This window comes from Rathayibacter sp. AY1D2, from assembly GCF_002932695.1.
Classification (GTDB): domain Bacteria; phylum Actinomycetota; class Actinomycetes; order Actinomycetales; family Microbacteriaceae; genus Rathayibacter.
In genome coordinates this window covers 50333-70921 of the sequence record NZ_PSVX01000002.1, presented here as the reverse complement: position 1 = coordinate 70921, position 20589 = coordinate 50333, and the positions used below count along the sequence as shown (strand labels likewise).

Here is a 20589-nt window from a genome sequence, read left to right as displayed (position 1 = left end):
GTGACCCTCACCGCCCCCACCGCCACCGCCCTCGGCGGCCCGGTCGCCCCCTCGCGGAGCGTGCTCCGGCCGCTGCGCCAGGACGAGATCCGCCTCACCGGCGGCTTCTGGAAGCACTACCAGGACCTCAACTCCTCCGCCGTCATCGAGCACTGCCGCTCATGGATCGAGCGCGTCGGCTGGGCCGGCAACTTCGACCGCGCTGCCGACGGCTCGATCTCGTCAGCCGAGAGCGGCGACGCGCACGCGGGCATCGAGTTCGTGGACTCCGAGGTCTACAAGCTCCTCGAGGCCATGGCCTGGGAGCTCGGCCGGAGCGACGACGCCGGGCTGCAGGAGCGGTACGACGACCTCGTCTCGCGGGTCGCCTCCGCCCAGCACCCGGACGGCTACCTGCACACGAGCTTCGGCCGGCCCGGCCAGCGTGCGCGCTACTCCGACCTGGAGTGGGGCCACGAGCTGTACAGCTTCGGGCACCTGATCCAGGCCGCCGTGGCGCGGCTCCGCACCGGGCACGACGACCTCCTGCCGCAGGTCGCCCGACGGCTGGCCGACCACGTGCACCGCGAGTTCGGGCCCGAGCGGAGGGTCGCCGTGTGCGGCCACCCCGAGATCGAGCCGGCGCTCGCCGAGCTGGCGAGGGCGACGGGGGAGGAGCGCTACCTCGAGCTGGCCCGCCTCTTCGTGGAGCGGCGCGGGACGGGGACGCTGAAGCCGATCGCGTTCGGCGCCGAGTACTTCCAGGACGACGTGCCCGTGCGCGACGCGGAGGTGCTGCGCGGCCACGCGGTGCGGGCCCTCTACCTCGCCTCCGGGGCTCTCGATGTCGCGGTCGAGACCGGCGACGCCGAGCTGGAGGAGGCGGTCCGCCGCCAGTGGGAGGCGACCGTCGAGCGGCCCACCTACGTCACCGGAGGGATGGGCTCGCACCACCAGGACGAGGCGTTCGGCGCCGACTACGAGCTGCCGCCGGACCGCGCGTACGCCGAGACCTGCGCGGCGATCGGCTCCACGATGCTCAGCTGGCGGCTCCTGCTCGGCTCGAACGAGCCCCGCTACGCGGACCTCATGGAGCGGACACTGCTGAACGCGGTGCTCCCCGCGACCCGCGAGGACGGCCGCGCCTTCTTCTACACGAACACCCTGCAGCAGCGCGTCGACGGAGTCGCGCCGGACGAGTCGCGCGAGACCGACCGCGCGCAGTCCAGCCTCCGCGCGCCCTGGTTCTGGGTCTCGTGCTGCCCGACCAACACCGCCCGCACTCTGGCGAGCGTCGAGCTCGGCTTCGCGACCGCCACCGACGACGGGGTGCAGCTCCACCAGTACGGCGCGTACGAGGTGCGCACCGGTGGCGTCGCGCTGCGCGTCGAGACGGAGTACCCGGCCGACGGCGAGATCGTCGTGCGGATCCTCGAGGACGCGGAGTTCGCGCTGACGCTGCGGGTGCCGCCGTTCGCGCGGGGCTCGGCGCTGCTCGACGGCGAGCCGGTCTCGACGCCGACCGTCACCGTCCGCCGGGCGTTCTCCGCCGGCGACACCGTGCGTCTCTCGCTGCCGATGTCGGCCCGCTTCGTCGCCCCGCACCCCCGGATCGACGCGGTGCGCGGCCAGGTCGCCCTCGAGCGCGGGCCGTTCGTGCTGGCGATCGAGTCGCTCGACCTGCCCGAGGGCCTGGACACCGAGCACATCGCGGTCGACGCGTCGGTGCCGCCCGTCGTGACGGCGGAGGGAGCGCGCGTGTCCCTCGTGGCGCGGGAGGCGGCTCCCGGCTGGCCCTACGGTTCCGTGCCGGTGGAGGAGGGGCGCCGCTTCGAGGCGGAGTTCCGGCCGTACCACCGCTGGGCGAACCGCGGGCCGTCGACGATGCGGATCTGGACGCCGACGGCCTGACGGGCACCGCTCGCGAGAACGCAGAAGTCGTCGCACTCGCGCTCGAGTGCGACGACTCCTGCGTAGTGGCTGCCGTTGCGGCGCCTCCGCTCAGATCCAGCCGCGCTCGCGGGCCTCGATCACCGCGCGCTGGCGGGTGTCGACGTCGAGCTTGCGCAGGATCGACGAGCCGGGGTTGCGGACGGTGCCGGAGGAGAGGTGCAGCGCCGCGCCGATCTCGCCGATCGTCTCGCCGCGGGAGCCGGCGCTGAGCACGTCGAGCTCGCGGTCGGTCAGCGGGCTGCGCGTGCTCGCCAGGGCGTCGGCGGCGATCTCCGGATCGACGTAGCGGCGTCCGCTCGCGACCTGGCGGATCACCTCGGCGACGTCCTCGACCCGGCGCGACTTCGGCAGGAAGCCGCTGACGCCCGCTCCGAGCGCTCGCCGCAGGACCCCCGGCCGCGCGTGCCGGGTGACGACCACGACCCGCGTCGCCGAGACCCGGCGCAGCCGCTCCGCCGCCTCGATCCCGTCGAGCCCGGGCATCTCGACGTCGAACAGGCACACGTCGGGCTACAGGCGCAACGCCTCCGCGACCGCCCGCTCGCCCTCGCGGCACTCGCCCACGATCTCGAGGTCCTCCTCGAGGCGGAGGAGCGCGGCCAGCGCCGTGCGGATCATGTCCTCGTCGTCGGCGATCAGCACCCGGATCACGAGTCGCTCCCCACCGGCAGGCGCGCGTCCAGCTCGAAGGAGCGGCGGACCGCCCCGGCGCGCAGCGTCCCGCCCGCGCGCTCGACCCGCTCCGCCATGCCGAGGACGCCCGAGCCGGTCCCGTCCGCCTCCTCCGCGTCCGGTGCCAGGTCGTTCACCGCCTCGAACCGCCACTCGTCCTGCTCCCGCGCGAGCCGCAGCCGCGCGCTGGAGCCGCCGCCGTGCTTGAGGATGTTCGTCGTCGTCTCGCGGACCACCGGCCCGAGCGTCTCCGCCGGCGCGTGGGACGCCGCCGGGTCGACCTCGAGCTCGACGCGGAGCCCGGCCGAGCGGAGCAGGTCGGCGGCGTTGGCCAGCTCGTCGACGAGCGGGACGCTGCGGAAGCGCGTGGCGAGCTCGCGGGTGCCGGTGCGGGCGCCGTCGACCGAGCGCTGTGCGGCGCGCAGCTGCTCGAGAGCGGCCTCCGGGTCGCTGCCGAGGAGGCGCTCGGCGAGCTCGAGCTGCAGCGCGATCACCTGGAGGTGGTGGCCCTGGAGGTCGTGCACGTCGCCGGCGAGCAGCAGGCGCTCCTGCGCGGCGGCGAGACGGCCCTCGGCGGCGCGCGCCCGGTCGAGCTCGCGGACGATGTCCCACCACCACAGCGCGCTGACGACCGTCAGGGGCAGCAGCGTCGCGAACAGCAGGAGGGTCGAGAGCGCGGCCGACGCGTCCGGCGCCGCGCGCGTCTGCTCGAGCACCGCCGCGACCGCGAGGACGATCGTGCAGAGCACCATCACCCGGAGCCGCACGCCGCTCTGCCAGGGCAGCACGGCGACCAGGGTCGCGGCGAGCGAGAGCCCGAGCGCGAGGCTCCCGGCGGCCGTGCCGGTGAGCGCGGCGGCCGCCACTCCGAGGCAGAAGACCAGGGTCGGCGCAGCCCGGAGACGCACCGGGCCCTCGCGGTCGGCGCGCCGGTACGCGAGCGCGGTCGGCGAGAACACCGCGACCCAGGCGGCCGCACCCAGGAAGTAGGCGCCCTTCCGCCACTCCTCGGCCTCGGCGCTCAGCACCGCCACGGACCAGACGGCCAGGACGATCACCACGAAGGAGGCGGCCGACGCGAGCGTGTACCACCAGGTCACGGCGACGCCGCGGCCCGCGCGCACGGGCGGATCCGCCTCGGTCGAGTTCACCATGCGGCCCAGGCTACGACCATGACACTTGTCACCCCTCGGGCCGTCGATCCTCCCGGGACGCGGTGACCCGGCGGCACTGCCGCAGCGGGCGCGGACACGGTCGGATGGAGGAGTCCCGAGAGCCGGGGCCACGTACCGGAAGGCACGACCATGACGATCATCAGCGACGCGATCCTCGGATTCCAGGACCTGATCGGCCGCGTTCCCGAGCTCGTGCAGCCCCTCGTCGTCGCCGCGGCCGGGGCCGTCCCCTTCATCGAGGGCGAGGGAGCGGCGAGCATCGGGATCATCGGCGGCATCCACCCGGTCGTCGCCGGGCTCGCCGGGGCGATCGGCAACTTCGTCTGCGTGGCGCTGCTCGTGCTGCTGGGCACCGGCGTCCGCTCGGCGATCACGGGCCGCTCGGAGGCGAAGCGGACGACTCCGCGGCGCGAGAAGTTCCAGCGGGCCTTCACCCGCTACGGCGTCCCGGGCGTGAGCCTGCTGGGGCCGCTGCTGCTCCCGACGCACTTCACCGCGGTGATGCTGGCGGGCGCCGGAGTCGGCCGCGGGCGGATCCTGCTCTGGCAGGGCGTCGCGATCGCACTGTGGACGACGGTACTGACGGTGATCGTCGGGCTCGCGGTCTCGGGCGCGACGCAGGCGGGCTGAGCGGGCCGGACACGGTCCTGAAGCGTGCGACCCCGGTGGCGCAGAGGCGTTCGCGCCACCGGTCAGTGCCGGATGCGCCGTCCCGGTCCGCCGTCCGGATCCGCCGGGCCGGCGGACTGCAGGTGCGTGTGCAGGCGGATGAGGGTGTCGCGCAGCCGGGTCTTGACGGTGCCGAGCGGGATCGACAGCTCCTCCGCGATCTCGGAGTGGCTGTACCCGCGGACGTAGGCGAGGTAGAGGACGTCGTGGTGGATGGCGGCGAGCTGCCGGATCGCGCCGGCCGCGGGCGCCAGGGCCAGCCGGACGTCCGAGCGCTCCCACTCGTGATCGCGGGGCCGGTCGAGGACCGTGTACTGCAGCTCCCGGCGCCGCGCCGACCGGTCCGCCCGGGCGCGGTCCACGGCACGGCGGTGCGCGACCTGGGCCAGGAAGGCGAGCACGGGACGGCCCGGGTCGAGCGAGCGCGCGGTGCGCCAGAGCTCGAGGTAGACCTCCTGCGCGACCTCCTCGGCTGCGGCGCGGTCGTCGAGCACGGCGTCCGCGACGGAGAAGACCCGGCCCGCGGTGAGCGAGTAGAGCTGCCGGAAGGCGGTCCGGTCGCCCGCGCAGACCCGCAGCAGCAGGGCCGCTGACCGCGCAGGGCCGTCCCCGGGCTCACGCCGCTTGCCCGTCATCGTCGACACAGGGCTCAGCCTGGCACCGCGGACGCGCTCCTCCCGGGGTTACTCCCTGTGAGGTGGCCCCCGTTAGAGGCTCACTTTCACAGGAGTCCGCCGATGCGCGCCGCACGCCCGCCGATGCGCGGCCCCGGTCGCGCACGGGGCCCGTGCGGCGGCGTCGACGGACTCGGCCGCCCGTCAGGCGGCGACGCGCGCGTTCGACTGCGCGAGGAGCGCGACCGAGCGCAGGCGCGCCTCCGTCTGCAGCGACGCGTGAGCGACGATGACCTCGTCGGCGTCGGCGGAGCGGGCGAAGTCGGCGGCGTAGTCGGCCACCTGGTCGCCGGTGCCGACACCGGTGTAGGTGGTCATGCTCGCGACGTGGGCGCCGATCGGCGCGCTGAGCAGGGCGTCGAGCTCCTCGTCGTCGAAGGTCTGGCCGACGGGGATCTGCCCGCTCTGGCGCAGCAGCATCATCAGGCGGGCGCGCTTCATCTGCGCGAACTGCTCCTGCGCGTCCTCCTCGGTGTCGGCGGCGATGGCGTTCATCCCGGCGATCACGTAGGGGGCGTCGAGCTGCTCGGAGGGGCGGAAGCCGCGCCGGTACTCCGCGACGGCCTGGTGGAGCGCGTCCGGAGCGAAGTGCGAGGCGAACGCGTACGGCAGGCCCAGCGCGGCGGCCAGCTGCGCGCCGAAGAGCGAGGAGCCGAGGATGTAGAGGGGGACGCGGGTGCCGGCACCGGGCGTCGCGCTCACTCCGGGGATGCGGGATTCGCCGGCGAGAAAGGCCTGCAGCTCCAGCACGTCCTGCGGGAAGCGCTCGGAGGAGTCGGGGTCGCGGCGGAGCGCGCGGAAGGTCGCCTGGTCGCTGCCGGGGGCGCGGCCGAGTCCGAGGTCGATCCGTCCCGGGTGCAGCGTCTCGAGGGTGCCGAACTGCTCGGCGATGGTGAGCGGGGAGTGGTTCGGCAGCATGACGCCGCCGGAGCCGAGGCGGATCGTGGAGGTCTGCGAGGCGACGTGCGCGATGAGCACCGAGGTCGCGCTGGAGGCGATGCTCGCCATGTTGTGGTGCTCGGCGTACCAGACGCGGCGGTAGCCGTTCCGCTCGGCCTCCTGGGCCAGGGCGACGGAGGCGGCGAAGCTGTCGCGAGCGGTCTCACCGGGGGCGATGGGGGCGAGGTCGAGGATGGAGAGGGGAACGCTCATGGTGAGGGCAACGCCCGCGACGGCTCCGGTGTTCCCGTCGCGGGCGCCTTCCTCACGCCTCGGGGATGTCGCGGCCGTACGCCTCCAGCGTCACGGCCTCGGGCTCCGGTCCGCCGCGCACGCCGGCCTCGAGGGCGTCGATCCTTGCGAGCTCCGAGCCGGAGAGCGCGAAGTCGAACACGTCGATGTTCTCGGCGATGCGCTCGGGGCGGGTCGACTTCGGGATGACCTGGCGGCCCTCCTGCAGGTGCCAGCGGAGCATCACCTGCGCGGCCGTCTTCCCGTACTTGGCGCCGAGCTCGAGGAGCACCGGGTCGTCGAAGCTGCGGCGCGGGGAGTCGCGGTAGGCGGTGATGCCGCCGATCGGCGACCAGGCCTGGGTGAGGATGTCGTTCTCGCAGCCGAAGCGCTCGACCCGCCGCTGCTGGAAGTACGGGTGCACCTCGAGCTGGTTCACCGCGGGGACGACGTCGGTCTCGGCGAGCAGGCGGGTGAGGTGCTCGACCATGAAGTTGCTCACGCCGATCGCCCGCACCCTCCCGTCGGCGAGCAGCCGCTCGAGCGCCCGATAGGCGTCGAGGGTGCGGTCGAAGGCCTCGGGCAGGGCCTGGTGCAGGATCAGCAGGTCGATCCGCTCGACGCCGAGCTTGCCCGCGCTCTTGTCGAAGGCGTGCAGCGTCTCGTCGTAGCCGTAGTCGCTGATCCACACCTTCGTCTCGAGGAAGACGTCGTCGCGGCCGGCGATCGCCTCGCCCACCTCGCGCTCGTTGCCGTAGGCCGCCGCCGTGTCGATGTGCCGGTACCCCGCGTCGAGCGCGGCGGCGACGGCGGCGCGGGTCTCGTCGGGCGGAGACTGGAAGACGCCGAGTCCGAGGGCGGGGATCTCGACACCGTTGTGGAGAGTGAACGTGTTCATGAGCCCACGCTACGTCCGCAGACGCCGAGTCGCCCGAGAAGCCGCGCGCGACTCCTCAGGCGACCCCGTCGCTCCGGCCCTGCTCAGCCGTCGATCGGCAGCAGGATCCCCTTCACCGTCTCGTCCGTGGCGAGGAACTCCTGCACGGCCGGGTCCTGGAAGGCCTGGACGAGCTTCTTCACGTTCTCGGTGTCGCGGTACTTCGAGCCGATGGTGAGCTGCCCGGCGAAGTCGTCGGGGGCCTGCGGGGCGAAGATCTGCTGCTCGATCGGGATGCCGGCGGCGAGGTAGTACTCGGTGTAGCCGACGGCCGCGTCGAGGTCCGGCAGCGCGCGCGACTGGGCGGCGAAGTCGAGCAGCGTGAACTGCAGGTTCTTCGGGTTCTCGGCGATGTCGTCCTGGGTCGCGGTGCCCGGCTCCGTGCCCGGCTTCAGCGTGATCAGGCCGGCGTTCTGCAGCAGCCAGAGGCCCTGCGCCTCGTTGGCGGGGTCGGAGTAGAGCGAGACCGTGCCGCCGTCGGGGATCTGGGAGACGTCGGAGTACTTGTCGCTCCAGAGCCCGAAGCCCCAGCGGAAGACGGGGGTGGCCGCCTCCTCCTCGAAGTCGGGGTTGGCCTCGAGCACCTGTCCCAGCCAGAGCTTGTGCTGGTACACCGTGGCCGCGACCTCGCCCTCGCTCACCGCGCGGTTGATGGTGTTGCTGTCCGAGAGCCCCTTGAAGGCGACGGTGATGCCGTAGCGCGGCGCCACCTCCTTCGCGACGAAGTCGACCAGGGCCTGCTCGGAGGCATTGCCCTCGGCGGTCGCGACGTAGAGCGTCGCTCCCTCCTGCTCGTTGGCCGAGACGGCGGGGGAGAGGAGCGGGACGGCGATCGCGGAGGCGACGCCGACGACGACGACGGCCGCTCCGGCGATCCAGGGCCAGCGGCGCTTCTTCTTGAGATCGAATCCGAGGTCGTCGGGAGTGGACATGGCGGTGCCTTTCGAAGAGGGGGTGCGCGGGCGCGCGGGAGGGACGCCCGAGGGCGCAGGAGGAGGAGTGGTGGTTCTAGACGGCGGCCGCGACCCGCGGCGCTCGCCGCGAGCGGAAGGCGCCGGGCGTGGTCGCGCGGACGAGGGCGTCGCCGGTGAGCTGCACGGTCGCGACGGTGGCGACCAGGATCACGATGGTGGCGAGCATGACGGTGGTGTCGAAGCGCTGGTAGCCGTAGGTCACCGCGACGTAGCCGATGCCGCCGGCGCCGATCGTGCCGGCGATCGCCGAGTACTCGATCATCGCGATCGTGTTGATCGTTAGGCCGCCGATGATCTGCGGCACTGCCTCGCTGAGCTGGGCGGTCCGCACCACCTGCAGCCGCGACGCTCCGGAGGCGCGGGCGACGCGGGTGAGCGAGAGCGGCACGCTGCGCAGCGCGTTCTCGACGATGCGGGTGAAGAAGGCGATCCCCGCGATCGACATCGGCACGACGGCCGCCGCGATCCCGATGTTGGTGCCGGTGATCAGGCGCGTGAACGGCATGATCGACGCCATCAGGATGAGGAACGGCAGCGAGCGGCCGACGCTGATGACGGCGCTGAGCACCTGGTGGGCGGCGCGGTTCTCGGCCAGCCCGCCCGGAGCGAGGTTGTGCACGAGAGCGCCCAGCGGCACGCCGACCAGCACCACGATCGCCATGACGATGCCGACCATGATCAGCGTCTCGCCGAGCGCCGGCAGCACCAGCGCGGGGATCTGCTCGAGCGGGACCTTGTTGTCGAGGTGGAGGATCACGCCGCCACCTCCTCGGCGAGGACGCGCACGCCGGCGGGCCGGACCGACAGGCCGAGCTCGGCCGCCGCACGGGTGAGCCGCGCCTCGTCGACCGGGCCGAGCCCGATCGTCGCGTGGCCGACCGCCTGCCCGTCCACCGTCTCGATCGCCGCGCCGAGCAGCGAGACGGGGCCGACCGCCTCCGCGAGCCGGGTGACCCAGTCGGTCGGCACTCCGGAGCGGGAGTAGCCCACCACCCATTCGCCCAGACCCGGGCCGGGCGCGACGGAGGGGCGCACCGGGTTGAGGGCGAGGCCGAGCGGGGACGCGGGGTCGCGCAGCAGGTCGACGAGGCGCCCCGACTCCACGATGCGGCCGTGGTCGAGGCGGGCGACGGAGTCGGCCACCTGGCGCACCGTCTCCATCTCGTGGGTGATGAAGAGGATCGAGAGGCCCAGGTCGTCGCGCAGCTCCTTCAGGAGCGTGGTGATCGCGGTGGTCGAGGCGGGGTCGAGGCCCGAGGTGGCCTCGTCCGAGAGCAGCACCGAGGGGCGGAGGGCGAGCGCGCGGGCGATGCCGACGCGCTGGCGCTGACCGCCGGAGAGCTGGTGCGGGTAGTAGCGCGCGCGGTCCGAGAGGCCGACGCGCTCGAGCAGCTCCGCGACGCGGCGCTTCGTCTCGGCGGCGGTGACGCCGAGGTACTCCAGCGGAAGGGCCACGTTCTGCTCGGCCGTGCGGCGGCTGAAGAGTCCGTCGGACTGGAAGACGGTGCCGATGCGGCGGCGGGCGACGCGCAGCCGCTCCTCCGAGAGCTGCGAGAGCGCCTCCCCGTTGACGACGACCGTGCCCGAGGTGGGCCGTTCCAGGAGGTTCACGCAGGCGGCGAGCGTGCTCTTGCCCGCACCGCTCGGGCCGACGACGGCGAAGATCTCGCCGGTCGCGACCGAGAAGTCGAGGCGGTCGAGCACGGTCGCCGGACCGTACGACTTGCTGAGCTGCTCGAGCCGGATCATCGCGTTCCTTCGGACGGGTCGGGCGGCCGCGGCCTCTCCGCGTCGTCCCGGACACGATGATGGAGCACCGCGGGCCCGCCCGTCCCGGCCCGCGTCGCCCGGCGTAATCCTTCGTCGCCGGGCGTAACAGTGCGCGGGGCGGAGGGGGTCGCTCACGCCGGTCCCGCCGCTGCCGGGCGCTCCCGCTCAGCTCGCGGCGGCCGCCGCGCGGGGGCTCTCGGCGCTCGCCTCGCGGTCGAAGCGCTCGCGGCTGAAGACCTGGTCGGCTGTCGTCAGGGCGAGGCCGATCACGCCGGCCAGCTCGCCCAGGTCCGATGTGTGGATGGTCAGGTGCCGCGTGGCGAGCGGGTGGGTGCGCAGGTAGACGCGCTCGCGCAGGCCCGACATCAGCACCTCCCCGCAGTCGCCGAGCTGGCCCGAGATCACGATGGTCCGCGGGTTGAGGATGTTGACGAGGTCGGCGACCGCCTCGCCGAGGACGCGGCCGGCCTGGCGCACCGCCTGGGTGGCGCGCATGTCGCCGCGGAGCACGCGGGCCGTGACGTCGGCGACGTGCTTGATCGAGGGGTCGTCGGCCGAGAGGTCGCGGACGAGGGCCCAGCCGCTCGCGTACGCCTCCACGCAGCCGGCGTTGCCGCAGCGGCAGGGCAGCGGATCCGCGTCGACCGTGCCCGTGACCGCGCGGGTGTGGCCGATGTCGCCGGCCGCGCCGACGGCTCCGCGGATCGTCGCTCCGTTGAAGACGAGGCCCGAGCCGATGCCGGTGCCGAGCTTCAGGCTGATCAGGTTGTCGGAGCCGTGGTGGCGCGACTCGGCGAGGGCGCGGGCGTTCGCGTCGTTCTCGATGACGACCTGCACGCCCTCGTGCGGCTCGGCGAAGTAGCCGGCGATGTCGAAGTCGTCCCAGCCGGTCATGATCGGCGGGTTGCGCACGCGCCCGGCGGCGAACTCGACCGGCCCCGGGACTCCGACGCCGATGCCGGCGACCGCGTCACCCTGCTGCAGCCGCTCGAACGCGGCGAGCACCAGCGAGAGCACGGCGTCCGGTCCCTCCCAGACGTCGACGACGCCGCTCTCGTGCCGGAGGGGGGTGCCGCGGAGGTCGCAGGCGGCGGCGACGAATCCGCTCGCCCCGATGTCGGCGGTGAGGAACACCGTGCCGACCAGGTTCATCGCGAACATGCTCGAGGGGCGCCCGCCGGTCGACTCGCCGCCGGTGGTGGGGGCGATCAGGCCGAGCTCCACGAGGGTCGCGAGGCGCTGGTTGACGGTGGAGCGGGAGAGCCCCGTCTGCTCCATCACCGCGTTGCGCGAGACCTCGCCCTGCTCGCGGAACAGCGCGAGGACGTCGGCCACGTGCGAACCGGCCTCGCCGGTGGAGTACCCCGTCATCGCTCCCCCTCTTGTCACGGTCAGCGTACATGCCTGCCGACGGGAAGCCTGAAGTGCCCCGACTTTCGTATTGCGATAACGCGAAAGCCCCGGTAGTTTTCACACACCGGCACGCAGTGGTGCCACTGATCCTCAAGGATGACGATGAACCGCACAGCACGCCGCCTCCTCCCGGTTCTCGCACCGGTCGGCGCCCTCGCACTCCTCCTCACCGGCTGCGCCTCGGGTGGCGACACGGCCGCCGGCGGCTCCGGATCGACCAAGGTCGCCGCGGTCATCAAGGGCCTCGACAACCCCTTCTTCCAGGCGATGGAGAACGGCATCGAGGACACCGCGAAGGACGACTCCGTGGACGTCTCGGTGCAGGCCGCCGCCGACATCGGCGACACCACCGGCCAGGCCGACAAGCTCACCACCGTCGCCGGCCAGGACTTCGGCTGCCTCATCGTCAACCCGATCAGCGGCACGAACCTGGTGCAGGCCCTCGCCTCCGCCACCGGCAAGACGATCGTCAACATCGACAGCCCGCTCGACCCCGACGCGGTCGAGGCCGCGAACCTCGACGTCACCACCTACATCGGCACCGACAACGAGGCCGCCGGCGGCAAGGCCGGCGACTTCCTCCTGCAGCAGCTGCCCGCCGGCTCCGAGGTCGCCGTCATCGGCGGAGTCTCGGGAGACGTCACCAGCGCCGCCCGCGTCGACGGCTTCACCGCCGCGATCGGCTCCGACCTCACCGTCGTCCAGGAGGCCGCGGCCGACTGGAAGCGCGAGGTCGCGCTGACCAAGGCGACCGACATCCTCGCTGCGAACCCCGCCGCGAAGGCGTTCTTCGCCGCGAACGACGACATGGGCCTCGGCATCGTCAAGGCCGTCGAGAACGCGGGCCTCACCGGCTCCGTCCACGTGGTCAGCGTCGACGGCAACGAGGACGCGCTGCAGTCGGTGAAGGACGGCGGGCTCACCGCCACCGTCGCCCAGTACCCCTTCGCGATCGGCCAGCTCGGCGTGCAGGCGTGCGAGGCCGTCGGCGCCGGCGAGGAGATCCCCGCCGAGATCGAGTCGCCCACCGCGCTCGTGACCTCCGAGACCGCGGAGCAGGCCCTCGGCGCCTTCCCCCAGCCGTTCGAGGAGTTCGACAACCCGCTCGCCGCGCTCGTCCCCGGCAAGTAGGACCTCCCGCCCATGGCAACCCAGGAAGCGACCATGACCTCAGTCACCGCCCGACCCCCGGCCAGCGCCTCCCCGCTGCTGGCGAACCTCCGTCAGCTCAGCTTCTGGGCCGAGAACGCCGCACCGATCGGGCTCGTCGCCCTGGTGATCGTGTTCTCGATCGCGACGCCGACGTTCCTCAGCCTCGGCAACATCAAGGCGATGCTCGTCGCCGCCGCGATCCTGGTCATCCTCTCGATCGGCCAGTCCTTCGTCATCACCACCGGCGGCATCGACCTCTCGATCTCGGCGACGATGACCGTCGGAGCGGTCGGCTTCGGCATCGGCTGGAGCGCCGGCTGGGGCTTCTGGCTCTCGGCGCTCGCGGCCCTGCTCTTCGCGGGGCTGATCGGAGTGATCAACGGCTTCCTGATCGCGAAGGGCAAGGTCACCGACTTCATCGCGACACTGGGCACGCTCTCGGTGGCGACCGGTCTCGCGCTGATCGTCTCCGACGGCAAGCCGATCACGGTCGGCAGCCCCGAGCTGCTCCGCCTCACCACCGGCTCGATCGGGATCATCGGCTACCCGATCATCCTGGCCGCTGTAATCGGAGTCGTCGCCTGGGTCGTCATGTTCCGCACCCGCTTCGGCCTGCACGTGCAGGCGGTCGGCGGCAACGAGGAGAGCGCGGTCGCCAACGGCATCAAGGCCGGACGCGTGCGCATCGCGGTGTACATCATCGCCGCGGTCCTCGCCGGAGTCGGCTCGCTCCTCCTCGTCGCCCGCGTCGGCGCCGCGGAGCCGGCCATCAACACGCAGTACCTGCTCAACTCCATCGCGGCCGTCGTGCTCGGCGGAGTGAGCCTCACCGGCGGCAAGGCCAAGATCGTCGGCCCGATCATCGGAGCGTTCCTCCTGACCGCGCTGACCAACGGCCTGACCCTGCTCGGCGTCTCGCAGTTCTACCAGCCCCTCGCCGTCGGCCTGGTGGTCGTGCTCGCCGCCCTCATCACCCGCTACCAGAAGAAGTGAGCCCAGCCATGACCAGCGACATCCTGCTCGAAGCGCGTGACATCAAGAAGTCCTTCGGCGGCGTCCACGCTCTCAAGGGAGCATCGATGTCGATGCGCCGCGGCGAGATCACCGCCCTGATCGGCGACAACGGCGCGGGCAAGTCCACCCTCGTCCGCTGCCTCTCCGGGGTGCACCCCGCCGACTCCGGCACCATCACCCTCGACGGCGACGTGGTGCACTTCACCACTCCGCTCGGCGCGCGGGACGGCGGCATCGAGACGGTGCACCAGACCCTCGCCCTGGTCGAGGACCTGACCGTGTGGCAGAACTTCTTCCTCGGCCGCGAGCTCACCAAGGGCGTGCCCGGGGTGCGGTTCCTGGACCGGACGCAGATGAAGAAGACGGCCCAGGAGCTGCTCGGCGACCTCGCCGTGAACGTCCCGCCGGTCACCAGCAAGGTCCGCCGCCTCTCGGGCGGCCAGCGCCAGGCGGTCGCGATCGCCCGGGCCGCGGGCTGGGGCAGCAAGATCGTGATCATGGACGAGCCGACCGCGGCGCTCGGCGTCCAGGAGACGGCGCGCGTCGAGAAGATCATCCTCAAGCTGCGCGACGCCGGAGTGGCCGTGCTGCTGATCAGCCACAACTTCGACCAGGTGATGCGCCTGAGCGACCAGGTGTGGGTGATGCGCGCGGGCCTCGCCGTCGCCGGCCGCCGCACCGCCGAGACCAGCGGCGACGAGCTCGTCTCGCTGATCACGGGCGCGAAGGCCGCCTGATGCGCCCCGAGTTCCTGCACCGCGGGAGCACGGAGCGCTCGTCGCCGATCGGGGTCCACGCGGGCCTGCTCGTCGGCGACTGGACGCCGGAGTCGGGGCGCCGCGCGATCGGCGCCGCCGCCTCGATCGGCTTCGACCTGATCGAGATCCCGGCTCCCGACGACCCCGACGCCTCCGCGTGGACCCCGATCGGCGACGAGCGCTCCGTGCTCCCGCGGTGCAGGAACTCGGGGCGCATCAGGCGGCCTTCGCGCCCGTGATCAGCGAGACGAGCTCGTCGCCGCTGGTCTCGGCGGTGCGGCGGCCGGCGACGGCGAGGCCCGCGCGCATCACCCACACCTGGTCGCTCAGGCGCATCACCTGGTCGAAGTTGTGGCTGATCAGCAGCACGGCCACTCCGGCGTCGCGCAGCTTGAGGATGATCTTCTCGACGCGCGCCGTCTCCTGGACGCCGAGCGCCGCGGTCGGCTCGTCCATGATCACGATCTTGCTGCCCCAGCCCGCGGCCCGGGCGATCGCGACCGCCTGGCGCTGGCCGCCCGAGAGGCGGCGGACCTTGCTGGTGACCGGCGGGACGTTCACGGCGAGGTCGCCGAGCAGCTCCTGGGCCGTCTTCTTCATCTGCGTCCGGTCCAGGAACCGCACCCCGGGCACGCCCTTGGTGAGCTCGCGGCCGAGGAAGAAGTTCTGCCACACGGTCAGGTCCTCGACCAGGGCGAGGGTCTGGTGCACCGTCTCGATGCCGCCGTCCCGCGCGCCGAGCGGAGTGGTGAAGTGCACCACGTCGCCGTCGAGGGTGATGGTGCCGGAGTCGGCGGGGTGCACCCCGGAGAGGCAGCGGACGAGGGTGGACTTGCCCGCGCCGTTGTCGCCGATCAGGGCGGTGATCTCGCCGCGGCGCATCGACATCGATGCTCCCTTGAGAGCGTGGACGCCGCCGAAGGACTTCTTGATGTCACGCGCTTCGAGCAGGATGTCGCTGGTCATGGCTGGGCTCACTTCTTCTGGTAGCGGGTGATGAGGGCGGCGAGCACGACCACCAGGCCGACGGCGAGGGGCTGGTAGAACTGCGAGACGCCGAGCAGGGTCAGGCCGTTGGTCAGCGCGGTCAGGAGGAACGCTCCGATGATCGGGCCGACGATCTTGGCCTTGCCGCCGGTGAGGCTCACTCCGCCGAGCACGACGGCCGCGATGGAGTTGAGCAGGTACTGCGTGTTGATGGCCGGCTCCGCGGCGCCGACGCGGTCGACGCGGAGGAGCGAGCCGTCTCCGGCGAGGACCGCGGCGATGATGTACACCGCGATGCGCACGCGTCCGGCCTTGATGCCGTTGGCGACCGCGCTCTCCTCGTTGCCGCCGACCGCCTCCACGTGCAGGGCGGAGCGGGTGCGGAACATGACGACCCAGGCCACGACTCCGATGACCGCGGGCAGGATGATCGGGTAGCCGATGATCCCGATCGAGCCGGTGGTGAGGCGGAGCAGCTCGGGGCTGCCGACCGTGATCGGCTTGCCGTCGGAGACGATCAGCGCGAGACCGGTCGCCACCGAGAGCGTGCCCAGTGTCGCGATGAAGTCGGTGACCTTGCCCTTCGCGATCAGGAAGCCGTTGATCACTCCGATCAGCCCCGCGAAGAGCAGGGCCGCGAGCGCCGAGAGCCAGAAGCCCCAGCCGGCGCTCCAGCCGATGCCGAAGCCGACCGCTCCGACGGTCATCGTCGCCGAGATCGAGAGGTCGATGCCGCCGGTGGTGATGACGAAGGACTGGCCGATCGAGAGGATGACCAGGATCGCGGCGGCGACGAGCATCGCCTTGATGTTGCCGAGGCTGAGGAACGTCGGCGTCGCGATCGAGAACACGATCACCAGGGCGACGAGCCCGATCGGTGCGGCGTTCTCGGCCCAGAAGCTGAGCTGACGGAGGTTCGCCAGCAGCGGGGAGGCGCTGGCCGGGGGTCGGGCGGTGACTGAGGTCATGGTCGCTTCCTGGGTTGCCATGGGCGGGAGGTCCTACTTGCCGGGGACGAGCGCGGCGAGCGGGTTGTCGAACTCCTCGAACCGCTGGGGGAAGGCGCCGAGGGCCTGCTCCGCGGTCTCGGAGGTCACGAGCGCGGTGGGCGACTCGATCTCGGCGGGGATCTCCTCGCCGGCGCCGACGGCCTCGCACGCCTGCACGCCGAGCTGGCCGATCGCGAAGGGGTACTGGGCGACGGTGGCGGTGAGCCCGCCGTCCTTCACCGACTGCAGCGCGTCCTCGTTGCCGTCGACGCTGACCACCTGGACGGAGCCGGTGAGGCCCGCGTTCTCGACGGCCTTGACGATGCCGAGGCCCATGTCGTCGTTCGCGGCGAAGAACGCCTTCACGTCGGGGTTCGCAGCGAGGATGTCGGTCGCCTTGGTCAGCGCGACCTCGCGCTTCCAGTCGGCCGCGGCCTCCTGGACGACGGTGAGGTCGGAGCCGATCGCGGCGGTGAAGCCGTCGACGCGGGCGGCGCTGGTGACGTCTCCCGAGACTCCGCCGATGACGGCGACCTCGGAGCCGGCGGGCAGCTGCTGCAGGAGGAAGTCGCCGGCCTTGCCGCCGGCGGCCTCGTTGTCGGTGCCGATGTAGGTGGTGACGTCGAGGTTCGCGGCCTCGACCGCGTCGGGGTCGAGCGGGCTGTCGATGTTGACGATCGTCTTGCCGGTGGCGGAGGCGAGGGCCTGCACCAGGTTCGTGCCGCTGATCGGGTTGACGATGAGGCAGCCGAAGTCCTGGCCGGCGACGGTGGTGAGCTTGTCGGCCTGGCCGGTGGTGTCGCCGATGTCGGCGGCGGCCTGCACCGAGACGTCCACGGAGTCGTCCTTCGCGGTGTCCTCGATGCCGTTCTCCATCGCCTGGAAGAAGGGGTTGTCGAGGCCCTTGATGACCGCGGCGACCTTGGTCGATCCGGAGCCGCCGGCGGCCGTGTCGCCACCCGAGGCGCAGCCGGTGAGGAGGAGTGCGAGGGCGCCGACCGGTGCGAGAACCGGGAGGAGGCGGCGTGCTGTGCGGTTCATCGTCATCCTTGAGGATCAGTGGCACCACTGCGTGCCGGTGTGTGAAAACTACCGGGGCTTTCGCGTTATCGCAATACGAAAGTCGGGGCACTTCAGGCTTCCCGTCGGCAGGCATGTACGCTGACCGTGACAAGAGGGGGAGCGATGACGGGGTACTCCACCGGCGAGGCCGGTTCGCACGTGGCCGACGTCCTCGCGCTGTTCCGCGAGCAGGGCGAGGTCTCGCGCAACGCGGTGATGGAGCAGACGGGGCTCTCCCGCTCCACCGTCAACCAGCGCCTCGCGACCCTCGTGGAGCTCGGCCTGATCGCCCCCACCACCGGCGGCGAGTCGACCGGCGGGCGCCCCTCGAGCATGTTCGCGATGAACCTGGTCGGCACGGTGTTCCTCACCGCCGACATCGGGGCGAGCGGATTCGTCGCCGCCGCCTGCGACCTCCGCGGCACCCCCCTCCGGCACGAGAGCGGCGTCGTCGACGTCTGGGAGGGACCGGACGCCGTGCTCTCGCTGGTGCTCGCCGCGTTCGAGCGGCTGCAGCAGGGTGACGCGGTCGCCGGCATCGGCGTCGGAGTCCCGGGGCCGGTCGAGTTCGCCGCCGGGCGCGTGCGCAACCCGCCGATCATGACCGGCTGGGACGACTTCGACATCGCCGGCTACTTCGCCGAGCCGCACGAGGGCGTGCAGGTCGTCATCGAGAACGACGCGAACGCCCGCGCCCTCGCCGAGTCGCGCCACCACGGCTCCGACAACCTGATCAGCCTGAAGCTCGGCACCGGCATCGGCTCGGGCCTCGTCTTCAACGGAGCGACGATCCGCGGAGCCGTCGGCGCGGCCGGCGACATCGGCCACACCCGCGCGGTCACGGGCACGGTCGACGCGGATCCGCTGCCCTGCCGCTGCGGCAACGCCGGCTGCGTGGAGGCGTACGCGAGCGGCTGGGCCCTCGTCCGCGACCTCTCGGCCGACGACCCCTCGATCAAGCACGTCGCCGACGTCACGGCCCGCGTGCTCCGCGGCGACATGCGCGCCACCCAGGCGGTGCGCCAGGCCGGCCGCGTCCTCGGCGAGGCGGTCGCCGACCTCGTCAACATCCTCAACCCGCGGACCATCTTAATCTCGGGGCAGCTCGGCGACTGCGGGGAGGTGCTGATGTCGGGCCTGCGCGCGCGCGTCTACCTGCGCACCCACCCGCTCGCCACGCGGCACCTGACCATCCACACATCGGACCTGGGCGAGCTGGCCGGCGTGATCGGCCTCGCCCTGACGACAGCCGACCAGGTCTTCAGCCGCGAGCGCTTCGACCGCGAGGCGAGCGCCGAGAGCCCCCGCGCGGCGGCCGCCGCGAGCTGAGCGGGAGCGCCCGGCAGCGGCGGGACCGGCGTGAGCGACCCCCTCCGCCCCGCGCACTGTTACGCCCGGCGACGAAGGATTACGCCGGGCGACGCGGGCCGGGACGGGCGGGCCCGCGGTGCTCCATCATCGTGTCCGGGACGACGCGGAGAGGCCGCGGCCGCCCGACCCGTCCGAAGGAACGCGATGATCCGGCTCGAGCAGCTCAGCAAGTCGTACGGTCCGGCGACCGTGCTCGACCGCCTCGACTTCTCGGTCGCGACCGGCGAGATCTTCGCCGTCGTCGGCCCGAGCGGTGCGGGCAAGAGCACGCTCGCCGCCTGCGTGAACCTCCTGGAACGGCCCACCTCGGGCACGGTCGTCGTCAACGGGGAGGCGCTCTCGCAGCTCTCGGAGGAGCGGCTGCGCGTCGCCCGCCGCCGCATCGGCACCGTCTTCCAGTCCGACGGACTCTTCAGCCGCCGCACGGCCGAGCAGAACGTGGCCCTTCCGCTGGAGTACCTCGGCGTCACCGCCGCCGAGACGAAGCGCCGCGTCGCGGAGCTGCTCGAGCGCGTCGGCCTCTCGGACCGCGCGCGCTACTACCCGCACCAGCTCTCCGGCGGTCAGCGCCAGCGCGTCGGCATCGCCCGCGCGCTCGCCCTCCGCCCCTCGGTGCTGCTCTCGGACGAGGCCACCTCGGGCCTCGACCCCGCCTCGACCACCGCGATCACCACGCTCCTGAAGGAGCTGCGCGACGACCTGGGCCTCTCGATCCTCTTCATCACCCACGAGATGGAGACGGTGCGCCAGGTGGCCGACTCCGTCGCCCGCCTCGACCACGGCCGCATCGTGGAGTCGGGGCGCCTCGTCGACCTGCTGCGCGACCCCGCGTCCCCGCTCGGCCTCGCCCTCAACCCGGTGCGCCCCTCCGTCGCGCCCGGCCCGGGTCTGGGCGAATGGGTGGTGGGCTACTCCCGCTCCGGAGTGCCGACCGACTGGGTCACCCGGCTCGCGGAGGCGGTCGGCCCCGTCTCGCTGCTCGGCGCGGCGATCGAGACGGTGGACGGGCAGGCGGTCGGCCACGCGACGATCGGGCTCGGCCCGGTCGACGAGGCGCGGCTCACCCGTGCGGCGGCCGAGCTCGGCCTGTCGGTCCGGCCCGCCGGCGTGCGCGTCCTCGCCGAGGAGGTGGCGGCGTGATCCTCCACCTCGACAACAAGGTCCCGCTCGAGCAGATCCCCGCGCTGGTGCTGCCGGCGCTCGGCGAGACGCTGATCATGGTCGGCATCGTCATGGCGATCGTGGTGCTGGTCGGCGTGCCGCTGGGCGCTCTCGTGCACAACCTCGCTCCGGGCGGGCTGGCCGAGAACCGCGCCGCCCACCAGGTGCTCAGCGCCCCCATCAGCGTCGGCCGCTCGCTGCCGTTCCTCATCCTGATGGCGTCGATCATGCTGTTCACGCGCCTGATCACCGGCACCAACATCGGGATCGCGGCGGCCGTCGTGCCGATGTCCATCGCGGGGATCGCCTTCTTCACCCGCATCGTCGAGAACGCGCTGCGCAGCGTGCCGCTCTCGCTCACCCGCGTCGCCCGCGCCTCCGGAGCGTCGCGGCTGCAGGTGGTGCGGACCGCCCAGCTCAGCGAGGCAGTGCCGCAGATCATCGGCGGCCTGACGATCAACACGATCGCGATGATCGAGTACTCGGCGATCGCCGGCACGATCGGCGCCGGCGGCATCGGCTACGTCGCGGTGACCTACGGCTACCAGCGCTTCGACACCACCGTCATGCTCGCCACCATCGTGATCCTGGTCGCCACCGTCGCGACCGTGCAGCTCACCGGCGACGCCCTCGTCCGCGCGACCACGCCCGGCGCCTTCCGCTCGCGGCGAGCGCCGCGGGTCGCGGCCGCCGTCTAGAACCACCACTC

20 protein-coding genes and 1 pseudogene are annotated in these 20589 nt (G+C 72.5%); 9 read left to right on the top strand and 12 right to left on the bottom strand.

Translation table 11 applies throughout. The annotated features are described in order from the left end of the window. On the top strand, positions 1-1890 hold the full coding sequence (locus C5D04_RS00895; RefSeq protein WP_104347070.1) for a glycoside hydrolase family 127 protein: 1890 nt from the start codon (positions 1-3) through the stop codon (positions 1888-1890). Positions 1891-1980: 90 nt separating this feature from the next. Here the strand turns inward: C5D04_RS00895 and C5D04_RS00890 are convergent. Continuing rightward, positions 1981-2583: pseudogene (locus C5D04_RS00890) on the bottom strand (response regulator). Beyond that, positions 2580-3758 (bottom strand): sensor histidine kinase, encoded by a 1179-nt coding sequence (locus C5D04_RS00885; protein ID WP_104257787.1) that lies wholly within the window; start codon positions 3756-3758, stop codon positions 2580-2582. Before C5D04_RS00885 ends, C5D04_RS00890 begins: the two are co-directional and overlap by 4 nt. Positions 3759-3908: 150 nt before the next feature. Here C5D04_RS00885 and C5D04_RS00880 point away from each other — a divergent pair, with 150 nt between their 5' ends. Then, on the top strand, positions 3909-4409 hold the full coding sequence (locus C5D04_RS00880; protein WP_104225805.1) for a small multidrug efflux protein: 501 nt from the start codon (positions 3909-3911) through the stop codon (positions 4407-4409). 62 nt (positions 4410-4471) lie between these two features. Here C5D04_RS00880 and C5D04_RS00875 read toward each other — a convergent pair whose 3' ends face one another. The 7 genes from C5D04_RS00875 to C5D04_RS00845 all read right to left on the bottom strand — a co-directional run bounded on the left by C5D04_RS00875 (position 4472) and on the right by C5D04_RS00845 (position 11344). Then, entirely contained in the window at positions 4472-5083 is a 612-nt protein-coding gene (locus C5D04_RS00875) for a sigma-70 family RNA polymerase sigma factor (RefSeq protein WP_258067511.1), read from the bottom strand. A 183-nt stretch (positions 5084-5266) separates the two neighbouring features. Further along, the gene (locus C5D04_RS00870) at positions 5267-6274 is read right to left on the bottom strand and encodes an LLM class flavin-dependent oxidoreductase (protein WP_104232972.1); all 1008 of its coding nucleotides are present in this window, start codon (positions 6272-6274) and stop codon (positions 5267-5269) included. A 52-nt stretch (positions 6275-6326) separates the two neighbouring features. Beyond that, positions 6327-7190, bottom strand: a complete 864-nt coding sequence (locus tag C5D04_RS00865) for an aldo/keto reductase (protein ID WP_104257784.1) — start codon at positions 7188-7190, stop codon at positions 6327-6329. Positions 7191-7273: 83 nt separating this feature from the next. Then, positions 7274-8161 (bottom strand): MetQ/NlpA family ABC transporter substrate-binding protein, encoded by an 888-nt coding sequence (locus tag C5D04_RS00860; protein ID WP_104257783.1) that lies wholly within the window; start codon positions 8159-8161, stop codon positions 7274-7276. A 76-nt stretch (positions 8162-8237) separates the two neighbouring features. Beyond that, positions 8238-8960: a methionine ABC transporter permease gene (locus tag C5D04_RS00855; RefSeq protein WP_258068803.1), complete on the bottom strand. Its 723-nt coding sequence runs from the start codon at positions 8958-8960 to the stop codon at positions 8238-8240. Then, on the bottom strand, positions 8957-9952 hold the full coding sequence (locus C5D04_RS00850) for a methionine ABC transporter ATP-binding protein (protein WP_104222709.1): 996 nt from the start codon (positions 9950-9952) through the stop codon (positions 8957-8959). Before C5D04_RS00850 ends, C5D04_RS00855 begins: the two co-directional genes overlap by 4 nt. A 186-nt stretch (positions 9953-10138) precedes the next feature. Then, positions 10139-11344 (bottom strand): ROK family transcriptional regulator, encoded by a 1206-nt coding sequence (locus C5D04_RS00845; protein WP_104347069.1) that lies wholly within the window; start codon positions 11342-11344, stop codon positions 10139-10141. A 144-nt stretch (positions 11345-11488) separates the two neighbouring features. On the opposite strand from C5D04_RS00845, the gene C5D04_RS00840 reads away from it, so the two are divergent. Genes C5D04_RS00840 through C5D04_RS00825 form a run of 4 tightly spaced genes read left to right on the top strand, consistent with a single transcriptional unit; the run spans position 11489 to position 14549 of the window. After that, positions 11489-12517 (top strand): substrate-binding domain-containing protein, encoded by a 1029-nt coding sequence (locus tag C5D04_RS00840; protein ID WP_104347068.1) that lies wholly within the window; start codon positions 11489-11491, stop codon positions 12515-12517. A gap of 33 nt (positions 12518-12550) precedes the next feature. After that, positions 12551-13531 (top strand): ABC transporter permease, encoded by a 981-nt coding sequence (locus C5D04_RS00835; RefSeq protein ID WP_104222714.1) that lies wholly within the window; start codon positions 12551-12553, stop codon positions 13529-13531. An 8-nt stretch (positions 13532-13539) separates the two neighbouring features. Then, positions 13540-14289 carry an ATP-binding cassette domain-containing protein gene (locus tag C5D04_RS00830; RefSeq protein ID WP_104222715.1) on the top strand — a complete coding sequence of 250 codons (750 nt, stop codon included), beginning with the start codon at positions 13540-13542 and terminating at the stop codon, positions 14287-14289. Further along, on the top strand, positions 14289-14549 hold the full coding sequence (locus C5D04_RS00825; protein ID WP_104347067.1) for a hypothetical protein: 261 nt from the start codon (positions 14289-14291) through the stop codon (positions 14547-14549). Before C5D04_RS00830 ends, C5D04_RS00825 begins: the two co-directional genes overlap by 1 nt. Here C5D04_RS00825 and C5D04_RS00820 read toward each other — a convergent pair. The 3 genes from C5D04_RS00820 to C5D04_RS00810 are packed head-to-tail and all read right to left on the bottom strand — an operon-like array spanning position 14527 to position 17327. Next, positions 14527-15276: an ATP-binding cassette domain-containing protein gene (locus C5D04_RS00820; RefSeq protein ID WP_104222715.1), complete on the bottom strand. Its 750-nt coding sequence runs from the start codon at positions 15274-15276 to the stop codon at positions 14527-14529. The two genes, C5D04_RS00825 and C5D04_RS00820, sit on opposite strands and share 23 nt — an antisense overlap. A gap of 8 nt (positions 15277-15284) precedes the next feature. Continuing rightward, complete coding sequence (locus tag C5D04_RS00815; RefSeq protein ID WP_104347066.1) at positions 15285-16265, bottom strand: ABC transporter permease; 981 nt, start codon at positions 16263-16265, stop codon at positions 15285-15287. A 33-nt stretch (positions 16266-16298) separates the two neighbouring features. Then, positions 16299-17327 (bottom strand): substrate-binding domain-containing protein, encoded by a 1029-nt coding sequence (locus C5D04_RS00810; protein WP_104347065.1) that lies wholly within the window; start codon positions 17325-17327, stop codon positions 16299-16301. 144 nt (positions 17328-17471) lie between these two features. On the opposite strand from C5D04_RS00810, the gene C5D04_RS00805 reads away from it, so the two are divergent. From C5D04_RS00805 to C5D04_RS00795, 3 genes are all read left to right on the top strand, one after another. Then, positions 17472-18677: an ROK family transcriptional regulator gene (locus C5D04_RS00805; protein WP_104347064.1), complete on the top strand. Its 1206-nt coding sequence runs from the start codon at positions 17472-17474 to the stop codon at positions 18675-18677. Positions 18678-18863: 186 nt separating this feature from the next. Then, positions 18864-19859 carry a methionine ABC transporter ATP-binding protein gene (locus C5D04_RS00800; RefSeq protein WP_104222709.1) on the top strand — a complete coding sequence of 332 codons (996 nt, stop codon included), beginning with the start codon at positions 18864-18866 and terminating at the stop codon, positions 19857-19859. Then, entirely contained in the window at positions 19856-20578 is a 723-nt protein-coding gene (locus C5D04_RS00795; RefSeq protein ID WP_258068802.1) for a methionine ABC transporter permease, read from the top strand. Before C5D04_RS00800 ends, C5D04_RS00795 begins: the two co-directional genes overlap by 4 nt. Positions 20579-20589 lie beyond the last annotated feature (11 nt).